The sequence below is a fragment of the Aeromonas sp. s13 genome (assembly GCF_040907905.1).
GTDB classification, from domain to species: Bacteria; Pseudomonadota; Gammaproteobacteria; order Enterobacterales; family Aeromonadaceae; genus Aeromonas; species Aeromonas veronii.
On the sequence record NZ_JBFOCS010000079.1, the window covers coordinates 19,221 to 34,599 of the forward strand.

At 56.7% G+C, this 15,379-nt stretch carries 12 protein-coding genes; 6 read left to right on the forward strand and 6 right to left on the reverse strand.

Annotated elements, in window-relative coordinates:
• Positions 1-9: 9 nt before the first annotated feature.
• From AB5Y82_RS18035 to AB5Y82_RS18055, 5 genes are all read left to right on the forward strand, one after another.
• Positions 10-609, forward strand: a complete 600-nt coding sequence (locus tag AB5Y82_RS18035; protein ID WP_111900940.1) for a sigma-70 family RNA polymerase sigma factor — start codon at positions 10-12, stop codon at positions 607-609.
• A complete protein-coding gene (locus AB5Y82_RS18040; RefSeq protein WP_111900941.1) occupies positions 602-1,381 on the forward strand; it encodes a DUF3379 domain-containing protein in 780 nt (259 codons plus the stop codon). Before AB5Y82_RS18035 ends, AB5Y82_RS18040 begins: the two co-directional genes overlap by 8 nt.
• Positions 1,382-1,783: 402 nt before the next feature.
• Positions 1,784-3,109 carry an outer membrane protein transport protein gene (locus AB5Y82_RS18045; RefSeq protein WP_040065665.1) on the forward strand — a complete coding sequence of 442 codons (1,326 nt, stop codon included), beginning with the start codon at positions 1,784-1,786 and terminating at the stop codon, positions 3,107-3,109.
• 252 nt (positions 3,110-3,361) lie between these two features.
• Positions 3,362-4,630 (forward strand): OmpP1/FadL family transporter, encoded by a 1,269-nt coding sequence (locus tag AB5Y82_RS18050; protein WP_201902418.1) that lies wholly within the window; start codon positions 3,362-3,364, stop codon positions 4,628-4,630.
• Between the two features lie 115 nt (positions 4,631-4,745).
• Positions 4,746-5,969: an EAL and HDOD domain-containing protein gene (locus AB5Y82_RS18055; protein ID WP_005333249.1), complete on the forward strand. Its 1,224-nt coding sequence runs from the start codon at positions 4,746-4,748 to the stop codon at positions 5,967-5,969.
• On the opposite strand, the gene AB5Y82_RS18060 is transcribed toward AB5Y82_RS18055, so the two are convergent.
• A complete protein-coding gene (locus AB5Y82_RS18060; RefSeq protein WP_111900942.1) occupies positions 5,966-7,141 on the reverse strand; it encodes a thiolase family protein in 1,176 nt (391 codons plus the stop codon). The genes AB5Y82_RS18055 and AB5Y82_RS18060 overlap by 4 nt on opposite strands.
• Positions 7,142-7,263: 122 nt before the next feature.
• Between AB5Y82_RS18060 and AB5Y82_RS18065 the strand changes: the two genes are divergently transcribed.
• Complete coding sequence (locus AB5Y82_RS18065; protein WP_005360322.1) at positions 7,264-7,656, forward strand: MerR family DNA-binding transcriptional regulator; 393 nt, start codon at positions 7,264-7,266, stop codon at positions 7,654-7,656.
• Positions 7,657-7,762: 106 nt separating this feature from the next.
• Here AB5Y82_RS18065 and rplY read toward each other — a convergent pair whose 3' ends face one another.
• From rplY to AB5Y82_RS18090, 5 genes are all read right to left on the reverse strand, one after another.
• Entirely contained in the window at positions 7,763-8,050 is a 288-nt protein-coding gene (gene rplY, locus AB5Y82_RS18070; protein WP_005333252.1) for a 50S ribosomal protein L25, read from the reverse strand.
• Between the two features lie 116 nt (positions 8,051-8,166).
• Positions 8,167-9,054 carry a hypothetical protein gene (locus tag AB5Y82_RS18075; protein ID WP_111900943.1) on the reverse strand — a complete coding sequence of 296 codons (888 nt, stop codon included), beginning with the start codon at positions 9,052-9,054 and terminating at the stop codon, positions 8,167-8,169.
• A 95-nt stretch (positions 9,055-9,149) separates the two neighbouring features.
• Positions 9,150-13,049 carry an ATP-dependent RNA helicase HrpA gene (hrpA, locus tag AB5Y82_RS18080; protein WP_368174338.1) on the reverse strand — a complete coding sequence of 1,300 codons (3,900 nt, stop codon included), beginning with the start codon at positions 13,047-13,049 and terminating at the stop codon, positions 9,150-9,152.
• A gap of 239 nt (positions 13,050-13,288) precedes the next feature.
• A complete protein-coding gene (locus AB5Y82_RS18085) occupies positions 13,289-13,711 on the reverse strand; it encodes a CBS domain-containing protein (RefSeq protein WP_005333273.1) in 423 nt (140 codons plus the stop codon).
• Between the two features lie 120 nt (positions 13,712-13,831).
• The gene (locus AB5Y82_RS18090; RefSeq protein WP_159143693.1) at positions 13,832-15,109 is read right to left on the reverse strand and encodes an HD-GYP domain-containing protein; all 1,278 of its coding nucleotides are present in this window, start codon (positions 15,107-15,109) and stop codon (positions 13,832-13,834) included.
• Positions 15,110-15,379 lie beyond the last annotated feature (270 nt).

Genomic DNA, 15,379 nt, shown 5'->3' on the forward strand with positions numbered 1-15,379 from the left:
GATTGCCCTATGGCACTGCTGTTTTTTAGAAAAAAACGTGCTCAGCAGCATATTGGTGGAAATGATCCGGCCACTTCGCCGGTCTCTGATCCCATGGCTGACAAACAAACCAAATTTGAAGCATTGGTTCATGCGCTGCATGGCGATCTCTACCGGTATGCCTACTGGCTGACCCGGGATCCCAACGTGGCGGAAGATCTGGTGCAAGAGACCTTTCTGCGTGCCTGGAAGGCTATCGACACCCTGCAGGATGACAAGGCGGCCAAGGGGTGGCTGATCACCATCCTCAGACGGGAGAACGCCCGCCGCTTTGAACGTAAACAGCTGGAGCTGGTGGATCTCGACGATCACCCTCAGCCCCAGCACGATGCGCTGCACAGCGAACAGGAAATGGAGAACGAGTGGTTGCACCGTCACATCGCCCGGTTACCCGAGGAGTATCAGGAGCCACTGCTGCTGCAAGTCGTGGGAGGATTCAGTTGTGAGGAGATTGCCGAGATGCTCGGCCTCAACAAGAACACCGTTATGACCCGCCTGTTTCGCGCCCGCAACCAGATCAAGGAGGCGATGGAGCAGAAGAACCAAGCAAGAGGACACGGACATGGATGAACTCGAATTTCGCCGCAACGCCATGATCCAGCCCAACGATCAACAACCGGACTTTCTCAGAACCGCTGACGCCAGCCAGGCCAATCGGAACTATCTCGACGAGATGAAGCAGTTCGACAGAACCCTCAAGCGCGCCATGCAGGTAGAGGTTCCCGCCGGACTGGCCGAGCGGATCCTGCTCAGGCAAGCCATGCAGCAAGACAGTGACGCGCCAGATGATTTGCCGCCATCCCGCCCCCTTGGCACGGCGCCGGTCAAGATCCGGACATCGACATCCTGGCGCCAGATCGCCCTGGCTGCATCGGTCGCCTTCCTGCTGGGAATGAGCACCCGCTGGATCACGCTGCCAGAAACGGCTCCTGCGGCCCTCTCCCTCGCACAGGTGGCGATGGCTCATGTCTATGGCGAAGAACCCTTTATTGAAGGTGTCGATGAGCAGGTCAATCTGCATAACATCAATGCCAAGATGGAGAAGTATGGCGCCACCTTAAGCGGGATGGATGGGCTCAAAGTGACCTATGTCAATCACTGCTCGTTTTATCAGGGTCCGGCCTTGCACATGGTGATCCAGGGAAAGATGGGGCCAGTCACCCTCTTTTTAGTGCCCAAACATGTTCCATTAACCCTGCAACAGGCCACCTTTGAAGATGGCACCCTCAAAGGGGAGATTGTCCAGCTCAAAGGCGCCAATATGGTACTGATTGGCGAGATGAAAGAGCCACTTGCCCCCGTTGCCAACGCCCTGCAGTCACGTCTGCAGTGGGACATTTAACATCGCCGGTTAACAACCTCAGATCCATCCTCAATAGCAGGCGGCGGTCACGAGCCGCTGCCTGTTCTCCCCCTGATTACTCCTCTTTGTCACTCATTTGCCTCAAGATTTCGAAAGATTGACAAAATTATTTTTGTGACGGAGATCGGCAATCCAGGTCAATAATCCACCTTTAGACCCTCAAAATGATGAATTAAACAGCAGGTTAAAACAAATGATTAACACATCGATCACTTTTATGTATTCTGCTGTCACTGGTCTGATTTCTTACCTCCTACCAGATCCATAGAATCACGCCAGAATTGATTGGGAAGAAGCTGAAATAAAAACGGATTTTGTCGAGGTTTGCATTGAACGTGCAGCCAATATCGGCAAAAAAATCTGCCTACAAGAGAGAACACCATGACGACAACTATTTTCAAAAAGAGCCTGATTGCCGCCACCATCGCGCTGGCCACCGGTCAAGTCCATGCTGCGGCATTCCAGTTGAACGAGCACTCGGCCTCCGGTCTGGGTCGCGCCTATGCCGGTGAAGCAGCTATCGCCGACAACGCCTCCGTTCTGGCCCGTAACCCGGCTGCCATGACCACCTTCGACAAGATGGCAGTTTCTGTCTCCGGCACCTACATCAAACCGGATGTGGATGTGGAGGGAAAAACTAGTGGTAACCTCACCCTTCCTAACGGGGCTTCAATTCCAAACGTTTTTAATAGTGACGCCTCTGCTTCTGGCATTGCGCCAGCAGCATTTGTTCCGGCCTCTTACTTTATTCAACCGTTAAATGACCAGTGGGCATGGGGTATTGGTCTATTTTCCAACTACGGCCTGTCTACCGAATATGACAAAAATTTTGCGGCCGGCTCGGGCGCTGGTGATACATCCCTTATCACCTTCAATATCAACCCAAACATCGCTTACCGAATTAACGAACAACTCAGCATCGGTGCTGGTATTAACGCTGTTTATGGGGCTGCAGAGCTGAATCGCTTTGCTGGTGTACTTGGTAAACCAACAGGAACTCCTGCAGAGACCTCCGTCGCTCATCTTAAAGGGGATACTTGGGGCTTTGGCTGGAACATCGGTACTCTCTATGAAGTTAACGAAAACCATCGTTTTGCTCTGACTTATCGTTCACAAGTCGATATGAGCTTTGACGGTGACTTTAGTGGCTCCACAACCACAACCAAAGGCGCAACTGTAGATGGTAACTTGAAGCTAGACCTGCCTGCTCAAGCTGAATTTGCCGGTTATCATCGCCTGAACCAACAGTTTGCCGTTCACTACTCTGTTAACTGGACTGACTGGAGTGCTTTCCAAGAATTGAATGCCACAAGCGCCAGTTGTAACTCTCCGGGCAAACCAGGCGTATGTCTTTATAAGCCAGAAAAGTTTAAAGACTCTACTCGCTACTCCATCGGTGGTACCTGGTATATCAATCCGGCTTGGGAAGCGCGTCTGGGCTTCGCCTATGACAACACCCCGATTGAAGCTGAATACCGTAGTTTGAGTATTCCGGACTCAGATCGTATCTGGTATAGCGCTGGCGCCACCTACCATATCAACACCGATATGAGCGTTGACTTTGGCATGGCCTACCTTGATGGCAAGAAGGTCGATGTTAATGAGGGCTTGGTAAGCCACGATGGAACTATCAACAATCCACGCTGGCAGGGTACTTCCCACGGCAACGCCTTCCTGGCCTCAGCCCAGTTCAACATGAAGTTCTGATTATTGATAGAATGGAGAGAGCGCCGCCAGGCGCTCTTTTTTTATCCGCAAAAGCCATTTCAGCGCACACATGTAGCACACACGTGTTTATTTTTCTTTTCTAATCAAGCTATTAGATTGCATCATCCCAGCATTTAATCTTGTTTTATCCAGATACTGGCCATTACCGTTGCCTTACTGGTCATACCATATAAAATCCTGCCTCCATTCATATGACCGATTGAACCTTCGGGTAACAGCAAGGATTTTGCCATGCATCCCATCATCAAACCGTCCGCCATCGCCCTGCTGGTGATCGCGGGTCAGACTCATGCCGCCGGGTTCCAGCTGGCTGAACAGTCCGCTACAGGCCTGGGACGCGCCTTTGCCGGTGAGGCAGCCATCGCGGATAACGCCAGTGTGCTCTCCCGCAATGCAGCAGCCATGACCCGCTTCGATCAGATGGCGCTCTCTGGCGGAGTCATCTATGTCAGTCCTGACGTCAATATTGAAGGTAACACCCGCTTGCCGACCAAAGCCGGTATCGTCACCTCCGATGCCAGTGCACACGATATCGCCGCCGCAGCCTGGGTACCCAACGCCTATCTCATCATTCCACTCAACGAACAGTGGCGACTCGGCTTCTCGGCGACCTCTTACTACGGTCTTGGCGTCAAGATGCCGGATAACTACAGCGCGGGACACTTTGGTAATGTCTCCGATATCAAGACCATGGATCTGGGTACCTCACTCGCCTATCGCATCAATGAGATGTGGTCAATTGGTGCCGGGATCTCTGCTATTCAGGGCGAAGGCGAAGTCGGTGGCACCTTCCCTTCTCGCAACCTGATCGCAAAACATTTGCAAGGGGATGGCTGGGCATGGGGCTGGAATGTCGGCACCTTGCTGGAGTTGTCCGAACAAACCCGAATTGGCCTCTCCTACCGTCACGATGTCACTTTGAGCCTCTCGGGAGATGCTATCGTGGGCCGACCCAATGCAGATGGTTCCGTTACCGAGATCAGAGATACCGGTAGTCTGGATCTGCCGTTGCCAGCGACGGCAGAGTTGGCGGCGTTCCATCAGCTGACTGACAAGCTGGCTTTCCACGGCAGCCTGAACTGGACCAACTGGAGCAAATTCGTTCAGTTGGAAGCTGATCTCAACAATTTGCAGAACATGCACATCAAGGACGAGCACTGGGAAGATAGCTGGCGCTACGCCATCGGTATGACCTATCAGGTCACTCCCAAATGGCAACTGCGCTCCGGTGTGGCCTATGACGCCAGCCCGGTGCCAGCCGATCGTCGTACCATTTCCATCCCGGATGCCGATCGCCTCTGGTACAGCCTGGGAATGGGGTATCAGTTTACGCCCAACCTGACCGTGGATCTGGGGCTGACCCTGATCGATGGCAAAAAGGTGGATGTCACTGAAAAAATGGAGCTGCAACCGGGTAATCCGATGACGACCTCCACCTTCCAGGGCACTTCTGAAGGGGATGCCTGGCTGGCTGGTGCACAATTGAGCTATCTCTTCTAAATTCCTTCCCTGCAAAAAACGCTATGCCAATTATTGCCTTACTCAATAAGGTGAACACTGGCATAGTGTTCTGCAACACCATAAAATCAACCCAGTACCTTTACTGGAGCAAGGCATGTATTCCTACGTAGCAAGACAGCCGATCCTCGACAGAGACCTCAAAACTCATGCCTATGAGCTGCTCTTTCGCGATAGTCTGAATAATGTCTTCCCGAGCATCTCCTCCCAACAGGCAACGTCACGCTTGGTGGTCGAACAGTTCCTGCAACAAAATATCGATCAGCTCTTGGGCGGCCGCCCCTGCTTTATCAACTTCCCCCACTCACTGCTGCTGGAGGGATTGGCAGAGTGCCTGCCGCCCGAAAAAGTGGTGATTGAGATCCTGGAAGATTCCCCACCGGATGATGCCCTGCTGGAAAAGGTGAAACAGCTGCACAAGCTGGGATATCAACTGGCACTCGATGACTTCACCATGTCGCCGGATTGGGAGCGCTTCCTCCCCTTTATCCACATCATCAAGTTTGATCTTCGTGCCACCCCCCTGATGCAGATCAAAGTGTTTATCCAGCGGCATCAGACGCTGGGGCTCACCTATCTGGCAGAAAAAGTAGAGGACAAGGCGGAGTTCGAGCGGGTCAAACAGCTGGGGATCCAGCTGTTCCAGGGCTTTTTCTTCAGCAGACCCGAGATGGTCAAGCAAGCCACCATGGAGCCAGCGCAAGTCGTGGTGATGCAGTTGCTCAACGTGGTCAACGAGGCAGAGCCTGATATCAACAAGATTGAGCAGCTGCTCGGTCAGGATATCTCCCTCTCTCTCAAGCTGTTGCGCTATGTCAACCATCTCAAAGGTCACACCAACCCTATTTCGTCATTTCGCCAGGCTGCCATCTATCTGGGCAACACCCAGCTAAAGCGCTTTGTCTCGCTGGTAGCCGCGACCAGCGCCGGCAAGGGCAAGAGCGCCGAGCTCTACCAGATGTCGATGATCCGAGCCCGATTCTGTGAACTGCTGGCCCACGCACACGCCCCGAGCCAGCAGGCACAACAGGCCTTTATCACCGGTCTCTTCTCCCTGCTGGATGTACTGATGGAGCAGCCGATGGACAAGCTGCTCGGCACTATCCCTCTTATCGACGATATTCGGCTGGCGCTGCTGGAGCGCAAAGGCAATCTGGGTTTCTACCTCGCGTTTTGTGAAGATTACGAGAGCGCCAACTGGTCACGGGTAACGGCCAGAACAGCCCGCCTGGGGCTGAGCGAGGATAAGGTGAGTCACCTCTATCTGGCCGCCACCACCTGGGTCACGGAACAACTGCTGGCGATGGAAGCCACCAATTAATTCGTTTCGTCATTCACTTCGACCGCGATAGCGGTCGCCTCCCCGCCCCCGATACAGAGTGCGGCCACGCCTCGCCGCAAACCCCGTTGCCGCAGCGCGGCAATCAGCGTCACCAGAATGCGCGCGCCACTCGCCCCCAGCGGATGACCAAGCGCACAAGCCCCACCATGCACATTGACCTTGTGATGAGGGATGCCGACCCCGCTCATGGCCAGCATGGTGACCATGGCGAAGGCCTCGTTGATCTCGAATAGATCCACCTCTTCCACCGACCATGCCAGACTCGCCAGCAAGCGTGAAATGGCACCAATGGGTGCAGAGGTAAACTCGGCGGGCAATGCCGCATGGCTCTGATAACCGACGATCCGAGCCATCACAGGTACCTGCCAGGCTTGCGCCGTGGCGCCATCCATCAATATCAGCGCCGCCGCACCGTCCGAGATGGAGCTCGAATTGGCCGCCGTAATAGTGCCCTCCTTGCCAAAGGCAGGCTTCAGGGTAGGGATCTTCTCCGGTCTGCCCTTGCCGGGCTGCTCGTCTTCGGCCAGCAACAAGCGCTCACCGCGATAGACGCTTGTCAGCTCGGACACAAACGCACCGTCGTGCTGCGCATCGCGGGCCCGCTGCAGCGACGCAAGGGCAAACTCATCCATGGCACTGCGTGTCAAACCGGCCTGATCGGCGCTGCGCTGGGCATGTACCCCCATCAGCTGGCCATCATAGGCATCTTGCAAACCGTCGAGGAAGAGGTGGTCCAACACCTTTTGATGCCCCATCCGAAAGCCGCTGCGGGCATTATCCAGCAGATAGGGGGCACGGCTCATGCTCTCCATCCCCCCCGCGACCACCACCCTGTTGTCACCAAGGCGGATGGTATCCGCCGCCAACATCACTGCTTTCATGCCGGATCCGCACACCTTGTTAACCGTGGTAGCAGGCACACTATCTGGCAACCCTGCTTTCAACAACGCTTGCCGGGCTGGCGCTTGCCCCACGCCCGCCGCCAGCACATTGCCCATAAACACTTCATCGACCAGCTCCGGACGCAGCCCGCTTTGCTGTAGTGCCGCCTCAATGGCACAGGCACCCAACTCAGGCGCAGTTACCTCTGCCAATGCCCCCTGAAACGCCCCCATCGGAGTCCGTTTTGCCGCCACAATTGCAATATCCATTTGCCTGCCTCTGTTTGTTACATGGCCATAACATAGGGGTTCTGACGCAATGGAACAAGAGTTGCAGTGCAGTTTACGTTTAGGTAAGGTGCAGACAGGATTTAGTTCGCCAAGAAGTCTGTATGAACAACAAGGATGAAGGACGGCGCTTCAGCATCAGTGAGCTGGCCCGGGAATTTGATATTACGACGCGCAGTATCCGTTTCTACGAGGATCAGGGGTTGCTCAATCCCGCCAGAGAGGGACAGACCCGCATTTACAGCAAGCAGGATCGGGTTCGCCTCAAGCTCACCCTGCGCGGCAAGCGACTCGGGTTCAGCCTCGCCGAGATCCGCGAGTTGTTTGATCTCTATGATGCCGACAAGAGCAGCCGCACCCAGTTACAGACCATGCTGGGACTGGTTGAGGAGAAACGGGAGACACTGCAACAGCAGATGGAAGATATCAGGATGGTGCTGCTGGAGCTGGATGCTGCCGAGCAGCGCTGCCAACAGGCCCTTAGCCAGCTGGGATAACCGCCTTGCTGGCTTATCAGGCAAGTCCTTTCAGCCCGCTCACAAGATGCCAGATAGCAAAAAGCCACTCCTGAGAGTGGCTTTTCTTCAACCTGATGGTTCGCTATTAAACGCGAACGAAGTCCAGGTGGATCAGCTTGTAACGTACCGGGTGACGCTGGATAGCTTTCACTTTTACGTTAACTTCTTCACCGTTGATAACCAGAGTCAGTACAGACTCATAGAATTCCGGCTTCTCTTGAGCCAGGATCATTTTCTTGTGGTCAACAGTGATGGACAGGGCTTCTTTGCCTGCACCGTAAACGATGGCAGGAACTTGGTCAGCTTGACGCAGGCGGCGGCTCGCACCTTTCCCCAGGTCAGAACGGACTTCAGCTTGGAATACGAAAGACATAGTATGTATCTCTTTTGGATGAATTTATGGTGCTAACTGCGACCGGTCAGCACCTCGCAAAACGAGCGCGAATACTACCACGGGCCAAATTCGGATACAAGGTACCGACTCTGCATTTAGCGCCCCTGCTCCAACCGGGCGAATTGCTGCTGACGCTGGGCCGGGCTCAGGGCATCAAACCGCGCTAGGGTCTCGGCGCGCGGGCAGTAGAGTCCCTCCCCCGTTCTGACTCGAATGCTCTTGCCAAGCCGTGGCTGATTCTCTGCCACCAGCGCCAGCAAATAGCTGTAGGTATCGGCTCCCCGGGCGCTGGATAACTGATTCGCTATACGCCACAGGGTCTCCCCTGCGGCGACCTGATGACACACGGTTTGTGGACCGCCGGCCGCAGGAGCCGAGAGGGTAAACATGGCGTCACTGCCTGCGGATAAGCTAGCCGTGTGGCTGGCGAGCGCCATATGGGCGCTCGCTACTCCCTCATCTCCATTGGCACCACTGATCCCCGCTGTGCGAAAGGTCCCCCCCAGCTGAGCGAGCAGAGGTTCGCTCTCGTCGGGGTCGCTGGGCATATCAACACCACCGAACGCGTCTTGAGGTGTACGGAACTCGGCAATAAAGGGCGCGACAGGTTGCGCGTGATAATCAGGGGACCCACTCCCCTGCTGCACAATTGCACCAGCCGCAACAGCCTGCCCGGGGACGACCCCGTAAGCCATCTCGTCGATGCGCCGCAGCCTTGCCAGATAGGTTTTGGAGAGCTGCGCCTCCCCCTCGAACAGATCGAAGGGGGGCACCAACCTGGCTGGAAAGAGGATCTGCCAGCGACCGTGCTTTTGCTTTTGGGCCAGCGGCGGAAACTGATTGCCACGCCAGGCCACAAACATCGCAGGCGGCGTGCGCGCCAGCGGGTAATATTCCGGGTTCAACTGCACCCAGGTTTGTTCCGCGATGGGTTGATAACCGCTGATCACCACCTGCGCCACACTCAACCAGATCCCCAGCATCCTTGCCTCCCTGACTTGCGGTTTGAAGGGGATACCTGACCGGCAACCCATTCTCAGCACCCGCTATCATGCTGTTAAAACAGTTAGATAGCAGCTTAGCACTGAGCGATGGCGTTAAGCACCCGTTTATCGGAGACCGGATAAGGGGTCCCCAGATTCTGGGCAAAGAACGACACCCGCAGCTCCTCGATCATCCAGCGGATATTGGCCACCTCGGCCGGGATCAGCTGGGATTTGGGGATCTTGGCGAGCAGCGCCTTGTACTCGGACTCCACGCTCTGCACCTTGAGCATGTAGACCCGATCCCGGTTGGGATCGATGGCAAGCTTCTCGAGACGCCGCTCGATGGCCCGCAGGTAGCGCAGCAAGTCAGGCAACCGCTGCCAGCCGGTCTCGGTGACAAAGCCCTTGTGAATGAGGTTGCCGAGCTGCTGCTGGATGTCGGACATGGCAAAGGCGGTGTCGAGCTGCATCTTGCCCTTGAGCCGTTTCTTGATCTCATGGGAGAGCGTCAGCACGGCTTCCACCTGCTTGGCCACCTCCACCACCGCATCGTTGAGCTCGGCGCGGACATACTCCTTGAGCGCCTCGAAACCGGCCTCATCCCACGCCATGCCGCCGTGCTGCTCGATGAGCTTGTCACAGCCGCAGGCAATGCAGTCATCGATAAGCTCGGCCACCTTGCCAAACGGGTTGAAATAGAGCCCTAGCTTGGCCTTGTTGGGCAGCTTCTCCTGCAGGTACTTGATGGGAGATGGTACGTTGAGCAGTACCAGCCGACGCTGACCGGCCCACATCAGCTGCTGCTGCACCACCGGGCTCTCCACCAGCTGGATGGCGACCGAATCCTTCTCGTCTACCAGTGCCGGATAGGCTTTCACCTCGAAGCCGCCGCGCTTCTGGCTGTACTCCTGCGGCAGCTCGCCAAAACTCCACAGGGTGAGGCCGGACTGCTCGATATCATCGTCCGCCACCTGAGAGAGGGTCTCCTGTACCTTGCCGCGCAGGGACTCTTTCAATGCCTCCAGATCTTTACCTTCCGCGATAGGCTTGTGCCTATCGTCCACCACCCGGAAGGTGAGTTTCAGGTGATCGGGCACCGCAGCCCAGTCCCAGGATTCACGGGGCACGGTCACGCCGGTCATGCGGCGCAGTTGGCGCTCCATCTCGTCCAAGAGCGGCCCCTGCTCGGGGTTGATACTGGCGAGCAACGCGTCGGCGTAGTTCGGCGCTGGCACGAAGTTCTTGCGCATCGGTTTTGGCATCGACTTGATGAGGGCTACCAACAGCTCGTGACGCAGCCCGGGGATCAGCCACTCGAACCCCTTCACCTCCACCTGATTCAGGAGCGGCAGCGGGATATGCAGGGTCACGCCATCGGCGGCCTCCCCCGGCTCGAACTGATAGGTCAGCTTGAGCTTGAGGCGCCCCTGCTGCCAGAAGTTGGGGTAGTCGAGATCGCTGATGTGGGCCGCATCCCCCTTCATCAGCATCTCTTTCTCGAAGTTGAGCAGCTCGGGATCCCGCTTTTGCGCCTCTTTCCACCACTTGTCGAAGTGACGGGCAGAGATCACCTCCTCCGGCAAACGGGCATCGTAGAAGCGGAACAGATCCTCGTCATCCACCAGAATGTCGCGCCGACGGGATTTGTGCTCCAGCGCCTCCACCTCGGCCAGGAGCTTGCGATTGTCGCTGAAGAAACGGTGGCGGGTCTCGAAATCCCCCTCCACCAGGGCGCGGCGGATAAAGAGCTCGCGGCACAGCGCCGGATCGATACGGCTGAAGTTGATGGTGCGCTCGTTGACCAGTGTCAGGCCATACAGCGTCACCTTCTCCTTGGCCATCACGGCGCCGTTTTTCTTCGACCAGTGGGGGTCGCTGTGGTGCAGCTTGATGAGATGACCCGCCAGCGGCTCTACCCACTCGGGTTCAATCTTGGCGTTGATGCGGGCGTAGAGACGCGAGGTTTCCACCAATTCTGCGGCCATCACCCACTTGGGCGGCTTCTTGAACAGACCCGAGGCCGGGAACAGGTGGAAACGGCCGTTGCGGGCGCCAAGGAACTCGGGCTTTTCCAGATCCTTGTTGCCGATATGGCTCAAGAGACCGGTCAGCAGCGCGCAGTGCACCGTCTTGAAATCTGCCGGTTCATGGTTGGCTTTAAAACCCAGCTCCTTGACCGTCTGGCGCAGCTGGAAATGAATGTCCTGCCATTCGCGCACCCGCAGGTAGGAGAGAAACTCCTTCTGGCACATGCGGCGGAACGGATTGCTGCCGAGCAGATCCTGCTGCTCTTTCAGGTAATTCCACAGATTGACGAAGGCGAAGAAGTCGGAATCCTTGTCCTCAAAGCGCCTGTGCTGTTCGTCGGCGGCCTGTTTTTTCTCCATGGGACGCTCGCGAGGATCCTGAATGCTGAGGGCTGCGGTGATCACCATCGCCTCGCTCAGGCAGCCAGTCTGCGCTGCGCTGATCACCATCTTCGCCAGACGCGGATCAAGGGGGATGCGCGAGAGCTGGCGACCGGTCTCGGTCAGCTGCAACTTGGCTTCGCGCTCGCCGGTGGCGGGCAGCTCACGCACCGCCTCCAGCTCTTTCAAGAGAGTCAGGCCATCCTTGATATGGCGGGACTCTGGTGGCTCGACGAAGGGAAACGCCTCCATGTTGCCAAGGCCGAGCGCCAGCATCTGCAGGATGACGGAGGCCAGGTTGGTACGCAGGATCTCGGGGTCGGTGAAGGCAGGGCGGCCGTTGAAATCCTCCTCCGAGTAGAGGCGGATACAGATGCCGTCCGCCACCCGACCGCAGCGCCCTTTACGCTGGTTGGCACTGGCCTGGGAGACCGGCTCGATGGGCAGGCGCTGCACCTTGGTACGCCAGGAGTAACGACTGATGCGGGCGGTGCCCGGGTCAATGACGTAACGAATGCCCGGCACCGTCAGCGAGGTCTCCGCCACGTTGGTGGCGAGCACGATGCGCCGTCCGGCATGTTGCTGGAACACCTTGTTCTGCTCGGCGTTGGAAAGACGGGCGTAAAGCGGCAGCACCTCGGTATCGCGCAGGTTGAGTTTGCGCAGGGCATCGGCAGTATCGCGGATCTCCCGCTCGCCGTTCATGAAGATAAGGATGTCCCCGAGCCCCTCGCGGGCCAGCTCTTCCACCGCGTCGAAGATGCCCTGCAGTTCGTCGCGCTCTTCCAGCCCTTCGCTCTTGTCACTGACGAGTGGGCGGTAGCGCACCTCCACCGGATAAGTGCGGCCGGAGACCTCGATCACCGGCGCCTTGTTGAAATGGCGGGAGAAACGTTGCGGGTCGATGGTGGCCGAGGTGATGATCACCTTGAGATCGGGGCGCTTGGGCAGCAGTTGCTTGAGATAGCCCAGAATGAAGTCGATATTGAGGCTGCGCTCGTGGGCCTCATCGATGATGATGGTGTCGTACTGGGTGAGCATCCGGTCGTTCTGGATCTCGGCCAGCAGAATACCGTCGGTCATCAGCTTGATGTGGGTCTGCTCGCTCACCTGATCGGTAAAGCGCACCTTGTAACCCACATAGTGGCCAAGCTCGGACTCCATCTCCTCGGCAATACGGGCCGCGACGGTGCGGGCTGCCAAACGGCGTGGCTGGGTGTGGCCGATAAAACCCTTCACTCCGCGCCCGAGCGCCAGACAGATCTTGGGGATCTGGGTGGTTTTGCCCGAGCCTGTTTCCCCTGCAATGATCACCACTTGATGCTCTTGAATGGCCTTGGCGATCTCAGCCTGCTTCTGGCTCACCGGCAGGTTGTCCGGATAAGTCACCTTGGGCACTCCGGCCAGACGGGTTTGATAGCGCACTTCGGCGGCGGCCAAATCAGCGGCGATGGTCTCCAGCACGGCGGCCTGTTTGCCTTCAGGCAGCTTCCTGACCCCGTGCAGACGGCTGGAAAGGCGGCGGGCGTCGAGATTCATGCAGGCAGAGAGACGGCGGCGCAGCGCCTCGATAGAGAGAGACAAGGTACGAATTCCTTAAATAGGTGCCCAAAGGGGCCATATCGATTAGCTGCGAGCGATCCTAAAGAGCGAGCGGGAACGGTGCAAGCCTTAACGTAGCGTTATATATGGGAAGACAGAGAGATTGGCCGATCCTCAAACATGACAAAACAACCATTGTAAGATGGCATAACATGATAAATGGCAGAATATGAAATAGCCAAGGCAAGCCGAAGCTTGCCTTGGGAGAGAGAAAAACAGGATTAACCGTGGGTGTGATGGACAAAACAGGTGGTGAGCTGGGCGTGAATGGCCTGCATGACATTGTGACGATTGATGACCCCGAGCAGACGCCCCTCCTCCACTACCGGATAGATCTTCGGCTTTTGCCCCATCATCATCTCCGCCAGACTCAAAATGCTGGTATCGGGACCCACCGACAACACCTCCTTGCGCATCACATCCTTGACCTGCGCCACCTGTTCGCAGTGATAGGCCTCCTTAAGCAGCACTGCGATGCAATCCTGCTCGGAGATCCAGCCAATCAGATGGCCCTGCCCATCCACCACCGGGCCACCGAGCTGATGACTGTTCAGAAATTTCTCAACCGCAGCTTGCACCATCATGTCGGCAGTGAAGGTGATGGGTCTGCTCTGCATATAATCCTTGGCTTTTAGCGATTCCATATCTGCTCCCCTACGGTAGTCCATCAAGCTGGCGTCTTGTGCGCCGGTACCGGCACCATGCTCGGCTTGTTCCAAGCATAGCTGGCTCGCGGCAGTATGAGTCAGCGGCCAGCCTCTCCCTCAATTGATGGCATGATCCGGCTCGCAATCCGGAATGGCTGCCATCATCATCTGCGGCAAGTGATCGGCCAGCACCGCCACTACAGCGGGATCGACCCGCCCCTGATCCGCCAGTTGCTGCATAAAGGTCAATGCGTCACGGGCAGGCAGACCGCGGCGATAAGGTCTGTCCTGCACCATTGCCTGAAAAATATCGGCGACCCGCAGGATCCGCGCTTCGATCGCCATGGCGGATGCCGGCAGGTGGAACGGATAGCCCTCACCGTCAGGCTCCTCATGGTGATAGGCCGCCCAGCAGGCAATCTCCTCAAACCCTTCGATGTGGCGCAGGATCTGGTAAGTCTCGAAGCTGTGGGTATTGATGATGGCCCGCTCCTCTTTCGTCAGCCTGGCAGGCTTGTCGAGGATCTCGTCCGGCACCCTGAGCTTGCCCAAATCGTGCAGCAAACCGGCGATCTCCAGCATGTCACAATGGATGGCACTGACTCCCATCTGCTCGGCCAATGCCCGAGACAACCTGCTCACACCGAGTGAATGCGTCATCGTGAATGGGCTTTTGGCGTCGACAATGCCGGAGAAGATCTGCGCCAACGCTTTTAGCTCCCCGTTGAAGGTCAGGCAAGGCTCCCGCACCTGCAGCATCTCCAGCATGTAATCATTGATGGAGCGCGCTTCCAGCTGCAGCCAGAATGCCTCAGAGCGAGACGCCTTGAGGAAGGCATCCACCAGCTCGGGGGCAAAGAACTCGTCACGGAAATCCTGCAGGCGTGCGCGGATCTCGTTGGTATGCATCAACAATGAACCATCGCCATAGTAGGGCGCCGCCAACGCATCGCAGCGATCCACTAGAAAGATAAGGTTGGCCTGACGGGCTACATTGGGGTCCACATCGGCCATCTCGCGCAACAGGTGCCAGTGGGTATGGTGATAACGGATAGGCAGGGCCAGCGGGGCCAGCAAACGGAAATCCTTGAGCAGCTGATATCCCACCTCGCAGTGGCGCTGGGAGGACTCCCAATCGAACTCGCTGACCAGATGATGATGGGTGATGGTCGAGGAGACACCGATATCATGCAGCACCCCCAGCTCGAACAGCAGACAGCGCTCGGCCTCACTCATCCCCAGCTCCCGGCTGCACTCGGCTGCCATAATCCCGACCCGTTTACCGTGGGCCACATCGCCAATGCCCACCAGATCCAGCGAGGCTGACAGGGCATACACCACCTGCCTTAGATCCACTTGCAACGAAAAGGGGGCTGCGCCCTGCGCTCTGTCCATGATCCGGGTCCCATGCGATGTTGTCGTATCAAAATGGCGCTGTTTTATGCTTCGCCTTCTATCAACTTAGTCAATAGCCGAGCCTTTTACCTTGTTTTTATAGGCATTTATGACCCGGGCACCTTGAAAAGACAAAGATTACAGCTGGATTTATTTGGCTACTCCCACTCAAGTCATATTTATCCGTTCAAAAATATGCGAGCAGGCTTTTTAAATCTCGCGATGACATTGTGAGCAGTTTTAAAAACTCATATCTAAGCGAAACAATCA